At 34.8% G+C, this 24,019-nt stretch carries 13 protein-coding genes; 5 read left to right on the top strand and 8 right to left on the bottom strand.

Translation table 11 applies throughout. The annotated features are described in order from the left end of the window. Positions 1-18: 18 nt before the first annotated feature. The 7 genes from IRZ83_RS14005 to IRZ83_RS13975 all read right to left on the bottom strand — a co-directional run bounded on the left by IRZ83_RS14005 (position 19) and on the right by IRZ83_RS13975 (position 12,510). Positions 19-3,021, bottom strand: coding sequence for a SusC/RagA family TonB-linked outer membrane protein (locus tag IRZ83_RS14005; protein ID WP_194569662.1), 3,003 nt, complete (start codon positions 3,019-3,021; stop codon positions 19-21). A gap of 214 nt (positions 3,022-3,235) precedes the next feature. Beyond that, positions 3,236-7,327 (bottom strand): two-component regulator propeller domain-containing protein, encoded by a 4,092-nt coding sequence (locus IRZ83_RS14000; RefSeq protein ID WP_194569660.1) that lies wholly within the window; start codon positions 7,325-7,327, stop codon positions 3,236-3,238. A 132-nt stretch (positions 7,328-7,459) separates the two neighbouring features. Next, entirely contained in the window at positions 7,460-9,085 is a 1,626-nt protein-coding gene (locus IRZ83_RS13995) for a hypothetical protein (protein ID WP_194569658.1), read from the bottom strand. A gap of 280 nt (positions 9,086-9,365) precedes the next feature. Further along, positions 9,366-10,550 carry a mannonate dehydratase gene (uxuA, locus tag IRZ83_RS13990; protein ID WP_194569656.1) on the bottom strand — a complete coding sequence of 395 codons (1,185 nt, stop codon included), beginning with the start codon at positions 10,548-10,550 and terminating at the stop codon, positions 9,366-9,368. Positions 10,551-10,574: 24 nt separating this feature from the next. Further along, positions 10,575-11,387, bottom strand: a complete 813-nt coding sequence (locus tag IRZ83_RS13985) for an SDR family oxidoreductase (protein WP_194569654.1) — start codon at positions 11,385-11,387, stop codon at positions 10,575-10,577. An 8-nt stretch (positions 11,388-11,395) separates the two neighbouring features. Further along, entirely contained in the window at positions 11,396-12,058 is a 663-nt protein-coding gene (locus IRZ83_RS13980) for a bifunctional 4-hydroxy-2-oxoglutarate aldolase/2-dehydro-3-deoxy-phosphogluconate aldolase (RefSeq protein WP_194569652.1), read from the bottom strand. Further along, on the bottom strand, positions 12,055-12,510 hold the full coding sequence (locus IRZ83_RS13975) for a YhcH/YjgK/YiaL family protein (protein ID WP_194569650.1): 456 nt from the start codon (positions 12,508-12,510) through the stop codon (positions 12,055-12,057). The genes IRZ83_RS13980 and IRZ83_RS13975 overlap by 4 nt, the downstream gene beginning before the upstream one ends. A gap of 156 nt (positions 12,511-12,666) precedes the next feature. Here IRZ83_RS13975 and IRZ83_RS13970 point away from each other — a divergent pair, with 156 nt between their 5' ends. Then, the gene (locus IRZ83_RS13970; RefSeq protein ID WP_317174568.1) at positions 12,667-13,698 is read left to right on the top strand and encodes a LacI family DNA-binding transcriptional regulator; all 1,032 of its coding nucleotides are present in this window, start codon (positions 12,667-12,669) and stop codon (positions 13,696-13,698) included. Positions 13,699-13,933: 235 nt separating this feature from the next. On the opposite strand, the gene IRZ83_RS13965 is transcribed toward IRZ83_RS13970, so the two are convergent. Continuing rightward, positions 13,934-15,100, bottom strand: coding sequence for a DUF4861 family protein (locus IRZ83_RS13965; RefSeq protein WP_194569648.1), 1,167 nt, complete (start codon positions 15,098-15,100; stop codon positions 13,934-13,936). Between the two features lie 175 nt (positions 15,101-15,275). Between IRZ83_RS13965 and IRZ83_RS13960 the strand changes: the two genes are divergently transcribed. The 4 genes from IRZ83_RS13960 to IRZ83_RS13945 all read left to right on the top strand — a co-directional run bounded on the left by IRZ83_RS13960 (position 15,276) and on the right by IRZ83_RS13945 (position 23,950). Next, the gene (locus tag IRZ83_RS13960) at positions 15,276-15,740 is read left to right on the top strand and encodes an NUDIX hydrolase (RefSeq protein WP_194569646.1); all 465 of its coding nucleotides are present in this window, start codon (positions 15,276-15,278) and stop codon (positions 15,738-15,740) included. Between the two features lie 91 nt (positions 15,741-15,831). Then, positions 15,832-16,470, top strand: a complete 639-nt coding sequence (locus tag IRZ83_RS13955; protein ID WP_194569644.1) for an HAD family hydrolase — start codon at positions 15,832-15,834, stop codon at positions 16,468-16,470. A 372-nt stretch (positions 16,471-16,842) separates the two neighbouring features. Further along, positions 16,843-19,773: a triple tyrosine motif-containing protein gene (locus IRZ83_RS13950; protein ID WP_194569642.1), complete on the top strand. Its 2,931-nt coding sequence runs from the start codon at positions 16,843-16,845 to the stop codon at positions 19,771-19,773. 217 nt (positions 19,774-19,990) lie between these two features. Beyond that, entirely contained in the window at positions 19,991-23,950 is a 3,960-nt protein-coding gene (locus tag IRZ83_RS13945; protein WP_194569640.1) for a family 16 glycosylhydrolase, read from the top strand. Positions 23,951-24,019 lie beyond the last annotated feature (69 nt).

Genomic DNA, 24,019 nt, shown 5'->3' with positions numbered 1-24,019 from the left:
AATATTTGATTTTTTAAACTAAAATTTTAAGTTAAAACCCATTGTAAATGTTCTTACATTCGGGTAACTTCCATAATCTAAACCTAAGTTGGTGTTGCTTCTGGCATTTGTATCGTTCAGATAATTGGTCTCTGGATCAGAACCTGGATAATCTGTAATGGTCCATAAGTTTTGTGCACTGATGTAAAAACGAACTTTGCTTAATCCCATTTTCGAAACAAATTTTTCATCTAAACTATAACCAATAGAAATGTTTTTTAGACGGATATAACTAGCGTCGTACACAAACCTTGATGTAATTCTTTTTGTTCTTGCAGCATTTGTCGGAACATTTGTATCTGTATTTGTTGGTGTCCAAGCGTCTAGAACTTCTGTTGTAGCATTGTTGTTCCCAGAAGCCAATTCCATCAAAGTATAGTTCAAGATTTGATTTCCTTCTGAACCTTGAAAGAAGATATTTAAGTCTAAATTTTTATAAGTGAAATCATTATTCAAGCCAAATATGAAATCCGGATTTGGATTTCCGATAATTGTTTTATCATTAGAATCTAGTTTTCCGTCGCCATTTATATCTTTAAATTTTTCGCCGCCTGGAGCAGTTTCAAAATTACCCGGAAGAACTGTTTCTCCTTGTTGAATTACGCCATCATAAATAAATCCGAAAAATGATCCCACTGGCTGTCCAACTCTTAAAATTTGAGATTCTGTTGCAAGGAAATGCCCTGGTGCAGAGTTAATCAACAAGTCTTTATTATCAGCTAATTTCAATACTTTATTTTTGTTAGAGGAGATGTTGAAATTTGTTGACCAAGTAAAATCAGGTCCAGTAAAGTTTTTAGTATTAATGCCCAATTCCCATCCTTTGTTTTCTAATTGTCCAACGTTTTGAAGCTGAGAAGCAATTCCAGAAACTCCTGGCAATGGTCTGTTAAACAATAAATCTTTGGTAATTGTTTTGTAATAATCTGCAGTAAGGCTGATTCTGTTATCAAATAAACCCAAATCAATTCCGTAATCCTGCTGATATGAAGTTTCCCATTTTAAATTCGGATTATCCAAAGAGGTCAACTGCACCGCATTTACAATAACGTCGCCGCTCACATCATAAATTTCAGAGAATCTTGATAAAGTAGAGTAGGCGCCAATTGACGGATTTCCGGTTGCACCATAACTTGCTCTCAATTTAAGATTTGAAACTGTTTTGCTGTCTTTCAAGAAGTTTTCTTTCGCGATATTCCAGCCAATTGCTCCCGAAGGAAAAGTTCCGTATTTGTAATTTTTACTAAAACTTGAAGAGCCATCGCGTCTGGCAGTAAAAGTCAATAAATATTTATCGTCGTAATCAAAGTTCAATCTTCCGAAAGCAGAAATTAATTCGGTTTCAGATAAAGAAGAATCGGGTTTTAAATACACTGTTCCGGCTCCTAAATTGTGATACGAATTGGTATTCGTCAAAAATCCTCTTGAAGCTGCAGAAGATGATTCGCTTTTATTTTTTTGATACGAATAACCTCCAAGAACTGTCAAAATTCCTTTTTCGATAATTTCTTTTTTATAAGTCAAATAATTCTCTGTCAAGAAAGAAGAAAATCTATTGTTGCTTACAGAAGCTTCTCCTTTAATTGTTTTTCCAGCAATTAAAGTAGATGGAATATATCTACCGGTTTGAGAATTTGTTTCGTTTAATCCTAAAGTTGTTTTAAAATCAAGATCATTTGTGATTTTATATTGTGCAAAGAAATTAGATCTGTTTACGATAGAAACCGTTTCTAAAATATTTTCCATTGCTGTTGCGTACGGATTATCGATATCATCTCCAATTGGAGCTGTAGAGGTGTAACTTCCGTCTGCATTGTAAATTCCTTTATCTGGCATAAATCGGTACGCCGCTGCAATTACGCCCGCTGCGCCAGTTCCTCCAGCTCCAGTCTGGCTTATGATTCCATCTTTGTTTTGTTTGCTTTGAAATAAATTCAAACCCACTTTGAACTTATCAGATAAATCAGCTTCCAAATTGCTTACAATTGAATATTTATCAATTCCTGAATTTATTACAACTCCATTTTGATTAAAATAATTTCCAGAAACATAATACCTCACTTTTTCTGATCCTCCCGAAAATGATAGTTGACTGTTCGAAATCATTCCGTCACGGTAAATTACATCTTGCCAATCTGTATTAGATCCTGCCGCTGTATGCGTGGTAAAGCTTTTTCTATATGCCACAAACTGATCTGCGTTTAATAAATGTAATTTATTGTTTACAGATTGTACCGAAGTTGAATTGCTGAATTCGATTACTGGTTTTCCTGCTTTACCTTTTTTAGTTGTAACCATGATAACGCCATTCGAACCTCTCGATCCATAAATTGCCGTTGCAGAAGCATCTTTTAAAACTTCAATAGAAGCAATATCTTGTGGCGCGGGCATCGAAACCCCTGCAAAACCATCAACAACAATAAGGGCATCTCCGCTGGCATTAATTGAGGTTCCTCCACGAACTCTGATTTTTACCGGAGCACCAGGCTCACCGCCATTATTAGTTTGTACCGAAACCCCTGCAGCACGGCCTTGCAAAGCCTGTTCTGCATTTAATAAAGGATAAGCCGTTAACTCTTTTGCAGTTACAGATGAAACTGAACCCGTAATGTCACTTTTTTTACGCGTACCGTAACCCACAACAATTACTTCGTCAAGATTTTTGGTGTCTGGCTTTAAACTGACATTTACGGTGGTTTTATTTCCAACCGGAATTTCTACCGTTTGATATCCCACAAAGTTGAAAACCAATACTGCGTTTTTCTCAGAAACTATAACAGTATAATTCCCGTCCATGTCTGCAGATGCTCCAACTGAAGATCCTTTAATATAAACATTGGCACCAGGAAGCCCGAGCAAATCTTCACTAGAAGTTACTTTTCCTGTAACTTTTCGTTCCTGTGCATTCATCACAATATTTGCCAGTAAAAAGGCCGCCAGCAAACACCATTTAAGCGATTTGATTTTTTGGTTTGTAAACATTCATTTTTTGGTTTAAGGTTAATGTTAGATAAAATAAAAAAGCAATAAACTCATTCCTATTATGACTATCACAAATAGAATTTGCAGTAGTATGAATTTTGTTTTTTTGATTTTCATACCACAAATGTATCAGGCGGAACCGATATAGAAATACAAAAAAGGGTATCTAAAAATACAGATACCCTTTTTTAAAGCGTTTAAAAATGCAGATTATTTAAAAAACTTCTGAAGATTTGAAAAATTTGTCAGCAAATTGTGAAGGCGTTTCTCCGTACTTTTTCTGAAAGCATTTGCTGAAGTATTTTGGATTGTTGAAACCCACTTTATAACTGATTTCAGAAACGTTTAATTTATTTTGTTCTAATAATTGAGCAGCACGTTTTAATCGTATTTCATGAATAAATTCGTTTGGTGTATAATTCGTCCAAGCTTTGATTTTTAGAAATAACATCGTACGGCTTACGCCTAATTCTGAACAGAAAAACGGAATATCAAATTGCTCGTTTGAAATATTTTCTTCGACAATTTTAAATGCTTTTTTCAGCAAATCTTCGTCTAAAGAAGAAACCGTGATTTCTGACGGAATAAAATTATCATCGCTTGTAAATTTGTTTTTGAGTCTTTCGGTTGAATTTAAAAGATTTTTTACGCGAAGTTTAAATTCAATTAAATTGAAAGGTTTGCTGATGTAATCATCGGCACCGCTTTCGAGTCCTTCAAATTTATAAACCAAAGATGATCTCGAAGTCAGTAATATAACCGGAATATGACTTGTTTTGAGATTTTCTTTAATTTTAGAACAAAGCTCTGTTCCCACCATTTCTGGCATAATAACGTCGCTGATAATTAAATTTGGAATATGTTTTATTGCTTTGTCGTAGGCAATTTTCCCGTTTTCGGCTTCAATAATATTGTATTCTTTTTTGAGAAGATTTTTCATAAATGAACGAAGTACTTTATGATCTTCAACAATCAAAATAGTCTGTTTTTCTTCATTAACTACAAAATCATTAATGTCTTCAGGTTCTGAAATTTCCGAAGTTTCTAATTGAGAAGTGTATTGAACAATATCATCACTGATTTTAAAATCTTGAATAATTTCACTGTCTAAAAGATGTTCTCTGCCCAGCGGAAGTGTCACTTTAAAAACAACCCCTGCCTTTTCTTTATTGGTTACTTCAATGTTTCCCTTATGTAGTTTTACAATGTTTTTTACAATTGACAAACCAATTCCAGTTCCTTTATTATAGTTTTTCTGAACATTGTTGTGCATCGGAACTTCAAAAAACAAATCAAAAATTTTATCTATATGTTCTGCTGCAATTCCAACTCCAGAATCCTCAATAGCAATAAAAATATTTTCGCTGTCGTGCGATATTTTAAGATGGATTTTGCCGCCTTTTGGCGTATATCTAAAAGCATTTGAAATCAGATTGTAAAAAACACGCTCTAATTTGTATCGATCAAAATAAACCAGAATTTCTTCTTCAGATGATTCAAAAGTATAAGTGTAACCGCCGTCTTTTGCATATTCAATAAAAGACAAAAAGATTTCTTTAGTAAATTTTACAATATTTCCCTTTGCTGATTCGAGTTTCACTTGATGATTTTCTAATTTTCTAAAATCCATTAAACGGTTAATGAGACTTAAAAGATGATTGGCGCTTCCTTCAATAACCAAAAGCTTTTTATACATTTCATTGGTTCCGTTATAATCGGCTAAAATCTGTTGTAATGGACCTAAAATCAGTGTTAAAGGTGTTCTGAATTCATGCGAGATATTGGTAAAAAAGTCAAGTTTTGCTAAATTGTTTTCTTCAATTCGTTTGGTTTCTAAATACTCCAATTCCAATTTTTGTTTAAGCCTGGCTTTTGATTTCATAATCCAAATTAAACCGTACAATCCGAGCCCAATTAAAATTCCATACAATAAAAAAGCCCAAATACTGCGCCAAGGAGCTGGATTTACAATCACTGTTAAAGTTGTTGGCACCTTATTCCAAACACCGTCATTATTGGCTCCTCGAACTTCAAAAACATAAGTTCCCGGATTTTGAATGGCAAAAATAGCTTCCGTATTTTTAGTAATGGTCCAATTGTTTTCCAATCCCGTCAAGCGGTAACTGTATTGATTGTTTTTTGATCGAATGTAATTTGGAATCGCAAAATCTATTGAAAAATTGGCTTTATCGTAATCAAGCGTAATGGTTTTGGTGTAGCCAATGCTTTTTTCTAAAATCTCAGCTGCATCATTTGCGTTGATCGTTTCATTTTTGATTTTCAGATTAGTGATTAAAACCTGCGGTGCATATTGATTTATGGAAATTTTCTTGGCATCAAAATAAGTTGCGCCAGACGGGCTTCCAAAATAAAACTTATTTGAATCGAGTTTTAACGCCGAATTATCATTGAATTCATTACTCGCCAAACCATCTTTCTGGTCATAAATAACAACGGTTTTTTGAGTGGTACTGTATTTTATAATTCCCTGATTCGTACTGATCCATAGGTTTTTATCGTCATCTTCGAGTATCGAATGTATAGATGTAATAACCGTATTTCCAACTCTTAAATTAATTTTATTGAATTTTTTCCCATCATAATAATGAAGCCCTTTCGCTTTGGTGCCAACCCAAATTTTCTTGTGGCTGTCTTGAAACAAAGTCAAAATATCATCACCAGATAAAGAAGAACTATCAAAAAAGTAATGTTTAATGGAATAATTATTTGGACTAAAATTATTACTCGGAATAAAATTTAGACCGTTTTGAGTTCCAACCCAGATACCATTTTTTTGATCTACTAAAATGGTTCGGATAATATTATTGGTTAAGAAATTAGGTTTAGCAGCATCATTGCCAATAACTTGAAAAGTTTTAGCAATGGTATCGTAACGAATTAATCCTTTGCCAAAAGTACCAATCCAGAGAATGCCATTTTTTTCTGATTTAATAGAATAAACACCGGATTCTTTTAATAAGGCATTTAAATCAGAACCAATTCTGTTGTCTTCAATTCTTTTAGAAATAGTATTGTAAGCAGACAAACCTTTCGAAAAAGTTCCAATCCATAAAATGTCGTCTGCAAGACACATTGATTTAATATCATTTTTTGTAGTCTGACCACTTTTGCTGTTGATATAACTTGTAGTTTCACTATTCTTATTATAAACAGTGATGCCGCCACCTTCTGTTCCAAAATAAATGTTCTGATTTTTATCAGCAATAATCGAACTTACGACATCAAAACTCATCGGAATTTTTTTCGAATTCTGATTATAGTTAGAAAAATTGACATTCGAAATATCCCAAATATTAACCCCTTTGTAATAGCATCCAATCCAAACCGAACCTTTTTGATCAATAAAAACAGATTTTACTTTGTCGATTCCGTTACTGTTGTTGTTGCTGTTTATTTTTTGCAGGCTTTTGTCTTTGCCTAAAATGTAGATTCCGTCATAAGCACCAATCCATAAAGAACCCTGACTGTCAATTGCCAATGAACGAATATCAGTATTGATTTCGCGATATTTTTCATCAGATAAAAAAGAGACAAATTGATTAGAAGCTTTATTGAATTTTAAAAGGCCTTTATTTTTTGTCCCGATCCATAAATTCCCTGAAGTATCTTCGGCAATTGCCTGAACATTTAGCTGATCAACAGGATTTAAAAGGTAATTTTTGAAGATAAATTTTCCGTTTTTTCTGCTGAGAAGATTACATAATCCTTTTGTAGTTCCAATCCAGATTTCGCCTTTTTTTGTTTTTAAGATTGTAATGATATTATTGCTAGGCAGAGTATAAGCGTCTGTATCCGAATGAAAAATAGAAGTGAATTTGCTGTTTTTTTTGTTGTAAATTGTTAATCCTTTTGAAGTTCCAAACCACATTTCATCGCCAATTTCCTTTATAGACCAAATAGCGTTACTGCTTATGGTATGATTGGTTTTGGTATGAAGATATCTTGTAAATGTATTCTGAACAGGATCGTAACAGTTTAGCCCATTGTAAGTTCCAACCCAAATTTTTCCTGAATTATCTTCCTCAATCGATAAAATATCGTTGTTGCTGATCGAATGTTTATTTGTCACATCATTTCTAAAAATGGTGAATTTGCTTCCGTCATATTTATTTAGACCGTCACGCGTACCAAACCACATCTGGCCAAATTTATCCTGATGTATAGCAATAACAGAACTCTGCGAAAGTCCATCAGCAGTAGAAATATTTTTAAGCCGATATTTATTTTGGGAAAATATATTTCCTAAAACAGATACGATTAATAGAAAAGCTATTTTGTATTTCATGGCATGAGGTTTTGGCCACAAAGCCACAAAGACACAAATAATTTTATACTAAACTTTGCGACTCTGCTGCTTTGCGCGATTAAATCTAATCTTGAAAAAAAACTTTGCTCCTTTGTGACTTCTTGGCATAAATCACTTCAAGCGTTTTAGCAGTTGATAATCATACAGTGAAGGAATTTTATCCATTGGTGTATTTACAAATTCAATATAAGCGTCGGGTTCATATTTTATTTCGAATTTGGCATTTCCGTTAACGCCTATAATTCTGGCAAATGGTCCGTCTTTCATTCCGTATAATAAAACTGCTTTAGAATCTGGATTTGCAACGTCTATATTTAAATTCCAAAACGTACTGAACGGTCCGTGTGAGGGTTTCCAATAATCAGCACCGCCACCGCCAAATAACAGGTAACTGTTGTTTTTATCTGGAGTTATGTGAACGGTTATATTATCGAATAAATTTTGATGATTGGCTCCAGAATGCTGATCTAAAAGTGGATCAGCAAAAATTTCACAATTCTGATATACATTTTTCGTCGCAAAAGTATTGAAGCTCAGCGGATGAACTGTTTTGTTATAAATTTTAAGATTTTTGACCAAAACATTATGCACACCGCCTAAAGTCACAGTATAATGAGCCATATGATCACCATTTGTAATGATATCTTGAACCGTAACATTTGAAATTTCTTCAGCTAAAATACCGCTGTCGGCATTGGTAATGGTAACATCTTTGACCCAGCTGTTAAAAAGACGCGTTAAAAACATCGCATTATTTCCCGGCTCGACATGATGCGCAACTCTTGGAATATCAGGAAAAGTAAAACGCAGATGCTCAATTCCAACTTCATTTAAATGTTTCCATTCTACCAATTGTGCCTGATAACTCGGTTTTATACCAATGGTTAAAGGTGTTTTTATAGTTATTTTAGAACCTGAAATCTTAGTAATTTCTACTTGTTGTCTAACGATTGGAAGTTTCGGAAATTTCCAATGATGCGAACCTGGTTTTACATTGGCACCGTTATATAAATCTTTGATGATTTCGCCTTTTTCTCCATCTTTATTGAATAACTGAAGTTCGACAATATCTCCGACTTTTAAATTTTTGACATCAGAAACTGTAATGCTATGTTCGCCCATATTGCCAGAGCTGACTTTCGCTAAAACATTTGGAGTTGGCTCGTATTTATCTAAATACGATTTTACACGCTCATTCGGGACTTGTGTCCAAATAAAACCTCCAGACCAGGCATATTGCGAAAAAGGCAAATCAATATTGTTTTCTGGTTCGCGCTGTCTTTTGTCGAAAGTGGTTAAATATTCTCTTAATTCTGCAAGTGATTCAGGATCTTTAAGATACATCAGCGGTCGAGGACAATAAATTTCTGTACCATTTTCTCCTGAACCTGCACCTCGAAGTACAAAATTGCTTCTTTCGATGTATACTACATCACTTAGAATAATTCGTCCGGCGGGTAATTGCAAAATTACATTTCCCTGTGTTTCATTCGCAATTTTTAAAGCCTTCAAAAGTGCTTTCGAATCATCTAAATTATCATTTGCCTTTACGCCAAAATCTGTGGCATTAATAACTTTTCCTTCGTTTTGTGAGATTTGGCTTTCGCCGAAATGATATCCGGCATAGCTGAAATCAGGGAGATAATTGGTTTTTGAAGTAATAATCTTGGGTATTTCCTGTGCCATTAAAGTGTCCATAAAAAGAACACAGGAGATAAGAATGGCTTGGCGAATCATGGTTTTGTGGTTTTTTGTGGTTAGTTAGTTTTTTTTGAGCTTTTGCCGCTACGCTAAGACACTAAGTTTTTATTTCTCTCGCAGATCTCGCCAGATTTAGCAGATTACATTTAAAAGTGTAGTTTGTCATTTCGAGGAACGAGAAATCACACTAATAGCGCTGTAAAGATTATCTGTTTTCTTTTAGAATTTCGAGTGCGATTCTTCCTTCGTCAGGATGACAAAAAATCCGCTAAACCTGCGAGATAAAAAAAATCTCTACCTTCTTCGCAACAAACTTTTATAAAGATCTCTTGATCCCCATTTCAAGACCGCGCAATTCTGCAAGACCTCTTAAACGGCCAATTGCAGAATAACCCGGATTTGTTTTTTTATTCAAATCGTCCAGCATTTGATGCCCGTGGTCAGGGCGCATCGGCAAGCTGCTTCCGTTTCTTTTTTCTACTTCGATAATTGCTTTTACAACTTCGTACATATCTACATCACCCTCAAGATGATTGGCTTCATAAAAACTTCCTTCTTCGTCTCTTTCGGTACTTCTTAAATGAATAAAATTCATTTTATCGCCATGACGTTTTACAATTCCTGGCAAATCGTTGTCTTCTCTTACGCCGTATGAACCTGTACACATCGTAAAACCGTTTGATTTAGAAGGCGCAGCATTCATTAATTCAGTTAAGTCTTCTTCGGTGCTCACAACTCTCGGCAAGCCTAAAATCGGGTGGGGCGGATCATCAGGATGAATCGCCATCAAAACGCCTTTACTTTCGGCTACTGGAATAATTTCTTTTAAAAAGAAAAAAAGATTTTCCTTTAATGCTTTTCTGTCAATATGATTATAACCACTCAAAGTCACTAGAAAATCTTCTACAGAATAAGCTTCTTCAGCACCTGGAAGCCCTGCTAGAATATTTTGCTGCAATCTTACTTTATCATCATCGCTCATGGCGTTAAAGTATTTAGAAGCCTTTTCAATTTGTATTGAGGTGTATTCTCTTTCTGCTCCAGGTCTTTTCAAAATAAACAATTCAAAAGCAGCAAAAGCATTAATGTCAAAACGCAAAGCCTTTGATCCGTCTGCTGTTACATAAGCCAAATCAGTTCTTGACCAATCTAAAACCGGCATGAAATTGTAACAGATGCATTTTATCCCGCATAAAGCTAAGTTTCGAATGCTTTCTTTATAGTTTTCAATGTATTGAAGGTAATTTCCAGTTTGTTTTTTAATGTCTTCATGAACCGGAACACTTTCTACAACAGACCAAGTCAGGCCAGAAGCACCTTTTTTAGGATCTCCATCCTGATGTTCAATTTCGACTTTACGTTTTATAATTTCGTCGATACTCCAGACTTCTCCATTCGGAATATGATGGAGAGCGGTAACAATTCCGGTTGCTCCGGTTTGTGCGATATCTTGTAAAGAAACAGGATCATTTGGTCCGAACCATCGTAATGTTTGTTCCATTCTAATTTGCTTTTTGATAATTATTTAAATACTAGAAGCCGAAAATCCTCCGTCTACTTTTATAATGGTTCCTGTCACAAATTTTGACATGTCGCTGCATAAAAATAAAAGCGCACCATCAATATCTTGCGGCGTTCCAAATCTTCCCATTGGAGTATGATCGATAATTTTTTCACCTCTTGGAGTTAATTTTCCTTCTGGAGTAAGCAATAAAGCTCGATTTTGTTCTCCGATGAAAAATCCAGGTGAAATAGCGTTTACACGAATTCCTTCGCCATATTTTGTTGCCAGTTCAACCGACATCCATTGTGTGAAATTGTCAATCGCGGCTTTCGATGCTGAATACCCAACAACTCTCGTCAGAGGTCTTTGTGCTGAAGCTGATGAAATATTGATGATAATTCCCTTTTTTTGTTTGGCAAAAAGCTCAGCAAATACTTGGGAAGGAAGCATTGTTCCAATAATATTCAGATCTACTACTTTTTGTAAATCATCAACCTGCATGTCATAAATAGCTTGATCTGGACTAATGGTTGCTCCGGGCATATTTCCTCCAGCAGCGTTGATCAGAATGTCAAGTCGGCCGTATTTTTCAACAATTAAATTTTTTGCGTTTTCTAGTTCTTCTTTATTCAAAACATTTGCCTGAATTGCAAAAGCTTTTCCGCCATTGCTTTCGATTGCTTCTACCGTTTTCTTGGCTTTTTCAATCGATTGAGAAACGATTCCGACAATAACGCCCTGATTAGCCAAAACGTTTGCAAAGTTGCTTCCTAATACACCGGCGCCGCCCGTTATAAGTGCTATTTTTCCTCTTAGGTTAAATATTGAATCCATATTTATATTTATTTTCTAATCGTCTGAACTATTTCAAGAACTTTCCTTGTTTCATTGGCAATTACATCATAATCAGCTTCGTCCATACGTTTTTTACTGATTAGTTTGCTTCCCAATCCAACAGAAGAAGCTCCTGCCAAAAACCAGTTGTGAATGTTATCGTGTGTAGTATCGACACCGCCTGTTACCATAAAAATTAGGTTTGGAAATATATCTTTAATACTGCTCAAAAAATCTGGACCTAAAATATTTCCAGGAAAAAGTTTTACGAATTTTATTCCAGCATTTTCAGCGGCAATTATTTCTGTTGGTGTCATACAGCCAGGAGCGTACAAAACGTTTTTGCTTTTTAAATAAACAGCAACCTCAGGCACAAAACCAGGACTTATAAAAAAGTCAGCTCCAGCAGCATAAAATTCTTCTGCCTGTGATACATTTTTTATAGTTCCGATGCCCAACAGCATTCCAGGCATTTCTGCATTTCGCACTTCAACCATTTTTTTGAAATTGAATATTGCTTCTGAACCTCTGTTGGTATACTCAACAGCTCTGATTCCTGCATTGTACAATGTTCTAAGAACATCAATACTGATCGTTTGATTGGTATTGAAATACAGCGGAAGAATTCCTTGGGCTGCGACAATGTCTATTGAATTTTGGATAGTACTCATGCGTCTATTTTTACTTTAATAACGATTTTTTTTAGCGTGCCTTCGCCAATCATTGCAGCGTGAACATCTTCTGGGAATAATATAGCAAACTGTTTTTCCTGTAATTGAAAAAACATATCTGGCTTGTCATGAAAAAAGCGAACGTCTCTCTCATCGCTGTAATCTCCATTTGGACTGATGCATTTTTCTCTCGGTTTCCAAGCAAAAGTTTCTGGACCTTTTATTGAAATTTGTATGTCTATATTTTTATCATGACATTCAAAACCTTTAATGCTTTCTTCTTTAGTCGTTCCTTCGCCAACTATTACAATTACTTTTAGTCCTTCGGCAATTTCAATAACGCCTTCTTCAAGTTTGCTTATGTCATTTTGGTTTACATAATCAAATGCTTTTTTGAAATTAGGATGCAGGCTATGATATTTGGCTGCATTTTGTAATGAATCTACTATCATTTTTATGTTTTATATATTTTAATTATTAATTTTGCGTGTACGCACACGGATTATTACAAATGTATATAAAAAGTTAAGTAAAACAACTTATATTTACTGAAAATAATAATAATTTTAGGTCTTTAACAACTTCATTTTAACTTAAAAAGAAAGAATATCATAACTATTAAAAAAATTGCAGCACTTGCAAACGTTTCGCCGGGAACGGTTGACCGCATTATCCATAATCGTGGGCAGGTAGCTCAGGAGAATGTAGATAAGGTAAATGCTATTATAGAAGAATACGGCTACAAACGAAATATTCTGGCTAGTAATCTGGCATTAAATAAGAAGTTTCGATTTGCTGTTTTTCTTCCAAAATATGAAAATTTAGAATACTGGAAAAGTCAGATTATCGGAATTGAAAAAGCCGCTGTCGAATTTGGAAAATTTGGAGTTATTTTAGATTATTTCTTTTATGATTTTAATGAAGTTTCTTTTAAGGAAATGATCAAAAAAGTACTCGATTTTGAGTGTGACGGATTATTATTCGCACCTATTTTTTACGAAGAATCGGTACGTTTTTTAAATGAATATGAAGCTAAGAATATTCCAGTAGTCATGATCGATTCTAATATTTCAACTGATGAAGAACATGCTTATGTAGGTCAAGATGCTTTTCAGAGCGGTTATCTTGCAGGAAGGCTGATTAGTTTTGCTGTGAAAAATGAAAGGCAGATTTTGATTTTTAAGATTACGCGCGAAATTGAAAGTACATCTGTTTATTTGCAGCGTATCGACGGATTTTATTCTTTTTTTAGAGATAACCATGAACTTACAAATTTCAAATTTTCAGAAGTTACCATTAAAGATTCTGGTATTGATCAACTGAATTTAGAAATGTTTTCTGGGATAAACAGTGTTTTTGTTCCAAATTCCAGAGCTTATATTGTAGCCCGATTTTTATATGAAAACAATATCAAAGGCGTCCGAATTATAGGTTACGATTTATTAAAAGAAAATATCGAATACTTAAATAAAGGTGTAATTGATTTCTTGATTAACCAAAGACCAGAAGAACAAGGTTATATGGCTGTAAATCATTTGTATAAAAAATTAGTGCTTCAGGAAACAGTTGAAAAAACGCATTATATTCCGTTAGAGATTATTTTGAAGGAGAATTATTTTCCTGTGGGGAGAAAAAAATAGCCCGCGGGTTTGGCGGATTTAAGAGGGTTTTCGCTGGTTTATTATTCTCATTTTTGTCATTTCGAGGAACGAGAAATCACACATGCGACGCTACAAAGATTAGTGATAATTTTGCGGCATTTCTTGTGTGATTTCTCGTTCCTCGAAATGACAAGATTGTGTGTTATTTTCATTTTTTTTAATAACAAATCAGCGAAAACCCATTTAAATCCGCTAAACCCGAGGCCTCAATAATTTACTTCTTTACCTTAACACTAAGCGGATTATTTATTTTTTCAGCAAAAGAACTCAAATACTTTTCCCATTCTTGTTGGGTTTGAAACGGACTTCCTTTTTTCCATCCAAAACCGGTGTAATAGATTGCCTTCTTTTTCTTTATGCTGATATTTGCGTATAAATTACTTAAGTCTTTGTCGTTAGTTACATAATTCTCAAAACTAAGCAAGGTGTTGTTTGGAGCTACAATTCCCGTTCCGATTTCCGAATCATCGATAGGTTCCCAATGACTTATCCAGCCTTCTTTTACATTCGTACCAATAATTCCTTTTTTGTCATGTAGCGTTAATCCGGCAGCAATTGTTTTGCTTCCTTTGATATTGATTTCGAAGCGAGAAAGATAACTTCCATAATCTAAACTGATTAATTTCGATTCAGTTATTTTATGTCCTTTTGCATCCCAATTCGCATAAGTCAAAATAAAACTTGTTCTGATTGGTCCTGTTGTAATAGTTTTCCAGCTGATGAAATTCTTAGAAAAATAATATTTTCCGTCTACGTTTACAGCAATTCCGCCAACGCCTCGGCTGTCTCCAACATGAAAATTATCCAAACCTTCGCCTGTATCTTTATGGTACGTTCCGGTTCCTAAAGTTGCTTTTTCATACCATTTATTAATAATGGGATAATCGACTCTTTTTAACCAAGCGTCAATTCCGCTGGTCAAAGTTCCTCCGGCAACATTGTCTTCAACCATTTTTTGTGCAACTGGGCCATAGGTTCTAAAAGCAACTTTATTATTTTCCCAAGCATAATCGTCTGTCCTTTCTGGAACAAATCTGGAATAGCAATTAATGTTTTTTGATGGTTCAGAATTAGAAGCGACAATTTCGAAATCTTTGCTTGACGAAGCGCCTATTTTTGGCTGAAACAATAATACATCCATATTTCCGTCGCCATCGTTATCAACGCTTTGCGTTTCTAAATATAAATTGGTGCTTGCTTCTTTAATACTAAAATTTTCGAGCTTTGCTGATTTTGGCAAACCAAGTGATTTTTTTGTCAGTTCTACGGTTTCAAATTCACGATTTACTGGAAGTGAATTTATTACGGTAATTGTTTTATTTTGAGATTGAACAGCAAAATTAGCTGCTAAAATTGCGATGAATAAAAGTGGTTTTTTCAAAATAGGATATAATTAATTTCTTTAAAGAAATGATTTTTTGATTTCATAAAAATACAAATCAAATAGCATATATAAATACATAAAAGGTATAAATAAGTACAGAATCTTGATAATGAGATTAATTCGAAAAAATCTTGCAATTAAATAGTATCTTTAGTTATAAAATCAGGATAACATGAAACAAAGCGCCGGCATATTAGCATACAAATTTATAGGTAAAACAATTTTTTTCTTTTTGGTTCACCCAGGCGGGCCATTCTGGAAAAACAAAGATTTAGAAAGCTGGTCAATTCCGAAAGGAGAATTTACAGAGGAAGAAGACCCTCTTGATGCTGCAGTACGCGAATTTAAGGAAGAAACGGGTTTTGAAGTCGAAGGCGATTTCATTAAACTAGAATATGTAAAATTAAAATCCGGTAAAATAGTCCACGCTTGGGCAGTTGAATTTGATCTTGATGAAACTATGATAAAAAGCAACGATTTCGAAATGGAATGGCCCCCAAAATCTGGAAAACTTCAAAATTTCCCCGAAATAGATAAAGGCGATTGGTTTCAGACAGACGAAGCTTTGAAAAAAATAAATCCCGCACAAGCTGATTTTATTATTCAAATAATTTCTAAAATTTCATCCTCACTTTAGATTTTGGGCATTTTAGGCTGTGAGCTTCAAACAGATTTTAAAAAAGCTTCTGGCTTAAAGCCTACAGCTTATAAATTGTAAAAAAAAAAGTATGGAAGTTAAATGTATAATTTTTGATTGTGATGGCGTTCTCGTAGATACTGAAAAAATAGGCAACGGCATCTTGCTTTCAATGGCTGCCGAATATGGCTTTCAAATGAAAATAGAAGATGCTTACCGAAATTTTAACGGACGCAGTTTAAAAGAATGTTTTCTTCAAATCGAGAATTCTATCGCTAAAAAACTTCCAGATAACTTTGAAGCAGATTACCGCCAAAAAAGTTTCGAAGCTTTCAAAACGCAAGTGACGCCTATGGAAGGTATCTTCAAATTCATAGAAAAATTAAAAATTCCGTATTGTGTGGCTTCAAGCGGTCCCGTTGACAAAATCAGACTGAATCTCGAAGTAGCAGGTTTGTTAGATAAATTCGAAAATAAAATATTTAGTTCGTATGAAATTAACAGCTGGAAACCAGATCCTGGAATCTTTTTACATGCCGCCAAAGAAATGAGTTTCGGTGTAAAAGACTGTATAGTTATTGAAGACAGCAAAGCCGGAGTAATTTCTGGAATTGGTGGAGGTTTTAAAGTGTACGGTTTTGCAAACGGTTACAATAATGAAGATTTAGAGAAAGAAGGTGCAATTCTTTTTCATTCGTATGAAGAGTTAAGCGATATTTTAGGATTTTAAAGTTTCAGGTTTCAAGTTTCAGGTTTCAAGTTTCAAGTTTCAGGTTTCAAGTTTCAGGTTTCAAGTTTCAAGTTTCAGGTTTCAAGTTTCAAGTTTCAAGTTCAGCGACTTTGTCAAAGTTTGCAAATTATCTAATTATCTAATAATCGAATTGCAAGATTATCAAAATCGAATGTAATTTGTTACATTAAAATAAATTTTTATATATTTGAATTTCGACATTCTCTTTTTTGATTGATAATTAATGTTAAATTATTAAGCTTTGATTGAAAAATTGGATGGTTTTTTATCTGACGAAAAGCTTTTCCCAAAGAGCTTTTTTCAGAAGTGATTTCCCAAAAGTCACTACATAACCTACATACAGAAACAAAAATGACGAAATTTATAATTAGAATTTTAGTTCTATTAATATCGCTTATTTCTCCAATTCTTAATTCCCAAATTAAAAAAATTGGCGTTCCTTTTATAACAAATTACAGTCCGAAAACTTATAAAGCAGCTTCAGAAAATTGGGATGTTCTCCAAGATTCTAAAGGAATGATGTTTTTTGCCAATCATTTCGGGATCATGCAGTTCGATGGTGTGCGATGGAGTATAATTACCCAGCCTGAAAACAAAAGTATGGTGCGTTCTCTTGCCATTGACAAACACGACAAAATCTACGTTGGCGCGCAAGGCGATTTTGGTTATGCATTTCAGTTGCCAAACGGACAGTATAAATATACTTCTCTAGCAAAATTACTCCCTGCTGCAGCCAGAAATTTTGGTGATGTTCTGCACACGGTTTTATTTAATAATGAAGTAATCTTTTTTTCAAGCGAAAAAATATTCATTTATAAGAATAATAAAATCAAGGTTATACAGTCAAATTCTAATTTTGATGAATTTTTTAAAGTCAATTCGGATATCTATGTTTTAGATAATGCAAAAGGTCTAATGAAACTTAAAGATGGCGTTTTGCAACCCACAACCGATGGGCAACAATTCGCTGGAATTAAAATTAGAAAGGCATTCGACACAAAAGAGGGATTATTATTGCTGACCCAAAAAAATGGGCTTTTTATTTATAAAAACAATCAAATAAAGCCTTTCGCTACTGAAGCTGATGATTTGCTCAAACAAAATCAAATCTCTACCGCAATACTACTTTCTGATGGATATTACGGAATCGGAACACGACAATCTGGGTTGATAGTTATAGATAGTGCAGGACATTTGATCCAGCACATCAACAAACAAATGGGGTTGCAGAACGAGTATGTAACGAATCTCAAGGTTGATAAAGAAGATAATTTGTGGGTGACGCTTAAAGAAGGTATTTCATTGATTCAGATTGCTTCGCCTTTGTCAAAAATTCGCGATACCTCAAATTCAGAAACTAAAATATATTGCAGTCACATTTATCAAAGCAAACTTTATATTGCTACAGACAATGGTGTATTTTGGCTTGATTGGGATGCCTATAAAAACGGTCAGCATGAAAATGTACATTTTCAGCATATTTCTGGTATGTCAGAAAACGTATGGAATGTTGGAGTTTTTGGAAATTCGCTGTTGGCTTTTGAGAAGAATGGAATTTTCGAGATAAAAAATAATACAGCCAAATTATTAGCAAAGATAGATGGCGCTTGGCAAGGTATAATTGTACCAAATCACCCTGATCTTTTGCTCGTTGGCGGTTACACGGGACTGTATTTATTAAAAAATAGAAACGGATCGTGGGCTTATCAAAATAAAATTAAAGGCTTTGAAGAAAGCAGCAGAATCATCGTAACGGATAAAGAGGGAAATATTTGGATTGCTCACGGCTATAAAGGAATTTATAAACTCAACTTTAATAAAACATTCGATGCTGTTTCAAATGTTCAGTTTTACAATCAGGCGGATGGTTTTCCGTCGAGCTTGTTTCTCAATACTTTTAAAATAAATAACGAGATGCTGTTTGGAACAACAAAAGGTATTTATAAACAAAATACGGTTTCAAAAAAAATGATTCCAGATCCAGTTTTTAAGAAATACTTGGGCTTAGAAAGTCATATCCGTTTGCTTAAAGCTGATAATCAAAATAATATCTGGTATATCTCAGGAGAAAATACAGGCAAAATGAGCCAGAAATCAAAAGGAAATTTTGAGATAGAAGAATTGCCTTTTCGAAAACTTCGATATTTATATGTACCAGGTTTTGAGAATATTCAGACGACTTCAAGCGGTGATGTTTTTTTTGGAACTCAAGACGGTTTGATTCATTATAATGCAACTAAAAATAAAAGATATCAATCTAAATATAAGGCAGTTATTTCTGAAGTGAAATCTATTTTTCCGAAAGACAGTTTATTATATTCCAGCAGGTATGATGTACTGCCAACGAATACGGAAACAGCAAATAATGTACTTTGTCCTGTTTTATCTTATTCAAATAACGCTTTGCATTTTTCATTTGCTTCACTGTGTTATGATGAAGCCGATGCAACAAAATACGAATATTGGCTTGAAGGTTTTGAACCAAAATGGTCAGAATACAGTCTTCAAACCGAAAAAGAATATACAAATTTGCCTGAAAACGAATATATCTTTCATGTGAGAGCAAAGAACATTTACGATGTGGTAAGTGAAGAAGCTGTTTTTAAATTTGAAATTCTACCGCCTTGGTACAGAACCGGTTGGGCTTATATTTTGTATTTGGCACTTTTTGGAGTTTTAATTTATGCGATTATCCGTTATCAAAAAAATCTTGCTGAACGTGATCGTGAACAGTTAATATTGAATCAGGAAAAAGAACTTTTACGAAACCGCGCCGAATTAAACGAGCAAAAACTCGCTTTAGAACAAGAGAACATGGCTATAATCCGTGATAATCTTGAAAACACAATTAATCTCCAAAATGCAAAAGTAGCTTCAAACACCGTGAACCTTATTCATTTGAATGAAATTCTTCTTTCTATAAAAGAACTGATTGGACAAATTGATAAGAAAAATGAACCAAATGTAAACTTCAGTTTATTAGCTAAAATAAACAAGTTAATCGATCATGAACTTCAAGGTGATAAACATTGGAATGAATTTGAAGAAATTTTCAATCAGCTTCACGATAATTTTATGCAGCGCCTCAAAACAAGCTATCCGGAATTAACGCCTCGCGACATGCGTTTGTGCGCTTACCTGCGAATGAATTTCAATACTAAAGAAATTGCACCGCTTTTAGGAATTTCGGTTCGAGGTGTTGAAGACACACGATATCGTATTCGAAAAAAATTACAGCTTCCTTCTGATGCAAACATAACCGAATTCATTCTAAATTTTTAGTTTTTTATTATTAAGTAAAATCTCAAGTAGTTTTACGCTTTTTGACGGCTATTTATTACATTTTTTTATAAACACCGTAGTCAAACCGTACCCCAAAATGTAAGTCTTGCCTGATTTATTTGTTAATATTGTCGGATTATTACCAAAATAACAATCTATTTTCTACAAAACAGATTTTATCAGCGTAATAAACTGTACTAACAAAAACTAAAAAAAAATGAAACAAAAAGACTCTTTTTTCGGCCGACCACCGAGAAATAATTATTATTTTTTGAAAAGGTATGTAATGCTTTTGCTCTTATTTTTATCGCCCTTTTTCAAAATTTATTCGCAATGCAACACGCTTATTTGGTCAGATGAATTTAACGGCACAACCGTCGATTTAACCAAATGGCAAAGTATTTCTGGAAACGGCTGTCCCTCGCTTTGCGGATTCGGAAATGCAGAGGCTCAGCGTTATGATCCTAATCAGGCCACAATTGTTAAAGAAGGAACAGACAGTTATTTAAACATTCAGGCGAAATACGAGCCAAATGCTTCCTTTCCGCAACAGCCTTATGCTTCGGCAAAATTGACGACGGAAGGAAAGTATGCTATTAAATATGGAAGAATCGAAGCCCGTATGAAATTATCAAGTGGAATGGGAGCTTGGCCAGCATTTTGGATGCTTCCTGCGGGAACTTCAAATTGGCCATACACAGGTGAAATTGACATCATGGAAGCCAAGCACAGAAACCCAAAATCGATTGATGGAACAATTCACTACGATGGCGGTGGTTATCATTATACAGGAAGAAGTTATAGTTCTCCTACTGATTTGTCTACAGAATTTCACGTTTATGCGGTAGAATGGGGACCAAATATCATTAAATGGTTTATTGATGGAAATTTATTTCATACCGCTACCCCAAATACAACTGTAAATGGCGGCTGGCCTTTTAATGACCAGCAGTTTTACATCATTTTGAATCTTGCTGTAGGAAGTTTAGGAACACCTTACACAAGTGTAAACGGTGCGGGCGTAGAACCCATTCCAGCTGATTTTCCAGCAAAATTGCAAGTTGATTATGTTCGCGTTTACAGTGGCAGTTTTACTTATGGCGTACTAGGTGATGCAAAAGTATACAACAATGAAACGGGTAAGACGTATTCTATAAATGCAATTGCAGGTGCCGCCTACAATTGGACAGTTCCTGCAGGCGCAACTATTACATCAGGACAAGGTACAAACACGATTACTGTAAACTGGGGGACATCTGGAGGAGATGTTTCTGTAGCGACGACAGTTTCAGGATGTGCCGCTAATACTTATAAATTGGCGGTAACGACAGAAGTGCCTTTACCAGTAGAAAGAATTTACGAAGATTTTCAATCGAACAGAAATGTTGTATACGGAAATAAAACAGGAGTCTTGACAGAAGCAGTTGCAAATCCTTCAGCTACTGGAATTAATACTTCGGCTTTGGTTGGTAAGTACGTTCGCAATTCCTCTGAATTGTATGATGTCTTAAATATCAAAAATGTAGTGATCAGTAATGCAAACGATTATGTTTACGGCAGAAAAAAGATCTCTTTTGATATTTATACTTCGGCGCCTGTTGGAACTAAAATTTCGATGCAGTTAGAAAATAGTTTGGTTACAACTGCAACAAATTTTCCATCAGGACGACACAGCGGTTATAAAGCGACAACAACAGTTCAAAACAAATGGGAAACAATTGAGTTTGAATTCGAAAAAGTAATCGACCCAAATACAAGTGCACTTACAATTAACAACGTAGTTTTCCTTTTTGAATCCAATTCTAATTCAGGAGCTACATATTATATTGATAATCTGCTTACAAAGGCAGCTCCAGAAAAACCAATTATTGCGACCGATGTTTTACAAAATTACGACGGCATCAATAAAATTATAAAAGGCACTACAACCGGAACGTATTCTGTTGTGGCAAATCCTGGAACTAATTCCGTTAATTCTTCCCCAAATGTGGCGAAGTACGTTCGAAATGTAACGGAGCAGTATGATGTTCTTTTCTTTAATACCCAAAGCACCATTGAAGATGCTGGTTTGTTAAAAAATCAGACCAATAAAATTATGATTGATGTCTATACTTCTGCACCAATTGGAACAGTTGTAAGTCTTAATTTAGAGAATAGTGCGACATCGCTTCCAGCTAATTTTCCAACAGGAAGAAATAGTAATTATGTAGCAATCACGACCAAACAAAATCAATGGGAAACGTTGACTTTCTATTATAATTCAAGTCCAGATGCAGGAACTTCAAATCTGGCAATCAACCAAATGGTAATATTAGCAAATTCAGGTTCTTATACAAGCGATACGTATTATTTTGATAATATCAGAATAGGTTCTACAAAACTTCCGGATACTTACACAGCTGGAGTTGTTTATGAAGATTATCAAACGGTTCATAATATTTCTTTCAGAGATGCTATCGGAACTTATACGCCAAACACTGCAAACCCGAATGCAAGCGGAATTAATACTTCATCAAATGTTGGAAAATATGTTAGAAAATCAACTGAATTGTATGATAATTTTTCATTCAATACCAGTTTAACCAATATTGGGGATTTCAAAAACGGAACTAAAAAATTTGCTATGGATGTATATACTTCAGCTCCGGTTGGATCTATAATTTCGTGGCAGGCAGAAAGCAGTGCTTCTGTTCCGTCTAATTATCCTGTAGGGCGACACAGTATTTATCAAGCAGTTGTAAAACAGACAAATACTTGGCACACACTTATATTTACGTATGCAAGCTCGCCAGATGCATCGACATTAGACAGCGAAGTAAATCGTTTTGTTTTCTTGTTAGAACCGGGTACAAGTTCTGGAAATACCTACTATTTTGATAATATCAGAGCAGTAAATTTAGTTTCTACAGAAAATCCTCCAGCTGGATTGCCATCACCTTGGATCAGTACCGATTTAGGAGCTGTCACTCCTGCGGGAGAAGCAACTCACGCTAACGGAACTTTTACCATAAAAGGTTCAGGAAGTGATATTTGGGAAACAAGCGATCAATTTCAATTTGTAAACCAATCCATTACTGGTGATGCCGAAATTATTGCCAAAGTAAATTCTCTAACCAACACAAATACATACGCTAAAGCGGGAGTGATGTTCCGTGAAACGCTTACGCCAACATCTAAACACGCTTTGACCGATGTAAGTGCCGCTGCGGGTATAGAATTTTTAACACGAGATGCTGTTTCAGGAATTACGACGGCTCAGGTTGTTGCGGGAACAGCTCCAAAATGGGTTCGTGTCGTACGATCAGGAAATGTGTTCACATCTTATTCATCTGATAATGGAACAACTTGGACACAACTTGGAACCCCAAAAACTATTGCAATGGCAAACACAATTTATGTAGGAATGGCAGTTACCTCTCATGTAAATGGAACATTAGGGACAGGAGTTTTCAGCGATGTTATTGTGCGAAATATTACGCCAAATCCTAATGTGAACTTAGCTTTAGCTAAAACGGCGACAGCCTCTACAGAAGAAAATGCTACTTACTCATCGGCGAAAGCCACAGATGGAGATGCAGCAACACGTTGGGCAAGCAGTTTTGCGAACGCAAGCGAGTGGATTTACGTTGATTTGGGAAGCAATTACAATATTAATCGTGTAGTTCTAAAATGGGAAGCCGCTTTTGCAACTCAATACAAAATTCAAATTTCGACAGATAATGTTTTTACCGAAAACGAAACCATAAACACACAGACAGCCAGCGATGGAGGAACTGATGACTTGGCAGTAAGCGGATCAGGAAGATATCTCCGAATATTATGTACGTCAAAAGCTTTAGCGCCTTACGGATATTCTTTGTTTGAAATCGAAGCTTACGGATCTGCATCAACAGCCAAAAAAGCAGCTGCTGTTATTGATGATGCTCCAGCAGAAATTACAGTTTTTGCAATGTATCCGAATCCGGCAAACAATTATGTACAGCTTTCAGTACCTGAAAAATTAGATAATAAAGTGATAACAATTTATGATAATTCAGGAACACTGATATTGCAGAAAGAATTGAATTCTGGGACCACTGAAAATGCTATAGACATCAGCAAACTCAGTAAAGGAATTTATATACTGAATTTCAAATCAGACCAAAAAAGCTGGACTAAAAAATTAATTAAACAATAACAAAACCCGTTGGGTGTGATGATCCTAAATAATTGCACCCAACTTTTTACGCCTAATTATTTTCTCATT

Origin of the sequence: Flavobacterium sp. JLP (genome assembly GCF_015350755.1) — a bacterium.
Classification (GTDB): Bacteria; Bacteroidota; Bacteroidia; order Flavobacteriales; family Flavobacteriaceae; genus Flavobacterium.
This window is presented reverse-complemented; position numbering and strand designations above follow the sequence as displayed.

What these genes read in the sequence shown, in the direction of transcription:
- IRZ83_RS14005 (WP_194569662.1), bottom strand. Translation starts at nt 3,021, where the DNA reads ATGTTTACAAACCAAAAAATCAAATCGCTTAAATGGTGTTTGCTGGCG.
- IRZ83_RS14000 (WP_194569660.1), bottom strand. Translation starts at nt 7,327, where the DNA reads ATGAAATACAAAATAGCTTTTCTATTAATCGTATCTGTTTTAGGAAAT.
- IRZ83_RS13995 (WP_194569658.1), bottom strand. Translation starts at nt 9,085, where the DNA reads ATGATTCGCCAAGCCATTCTTATCTCCTGTGTTCTTTTTATGGACACT.
- uxuA (WP_194569656.1), bottom strand. Translation starts at nt 10,550, where the DNA reads ATGGAACAAACATTACGATGGTTCGGACCAAATGATCCTGTTTCTTTA.
- IRZ83_RS13985 (WP_194569654.1), bottom strand. Translation starts at nt 11,387, where the DNA reads ATGGATTCAATATTTAACCTAAGAGGAAAAATAGCACTTATAACGGGC.
- IRZ83_RS13980 (WP_194569652.1), bottom strand. Translation starts at nt 12,058, where the DNA reads ATGAGTACTATCCAAAATTCAATAGACATTGTCGCAGCCCAAGGAATT.
- IRZ83_RS13975 (WP_194569650.1), bottom strand. Translation starts at nt 12,510, where the DNA reads ATGATAGTAGATTCATTACAAAATGCAGCCAAATATCATAGCCTGCAT.
- IRZ83_RS13960 (WP_194569646.1), top strand. Translation starts at nt 15,276, where the DNA reads ATGAAACAAAGCGCCGGCATATTAGCATACAAATTTATAGGTAAAACA.
- IRZ83_RS13955 (WP_194569644.1), top strand. Translation starts at nt 15,832, where the DNA reads ATGGAAGTTAAATGTATAATTTTTGATTGTGATGGCGTTCTCGTAGAT.
- IRZ83_RS13950 (WP_194569642.1), top strand. Translation starts at nt 16,843, where the DNA reads ATGACGAAATTTATAATTAGAATTTTAGTTCTATTAATATCGCTTATT.
- IRZ83_RS13945 (WP_194569640.1), top strand. Translation starts at nt 19,991, where the DNA reads ATGAAACAAAAAGACTCTTTTTTCGGCCGACCACCGAGAAATAATTAT.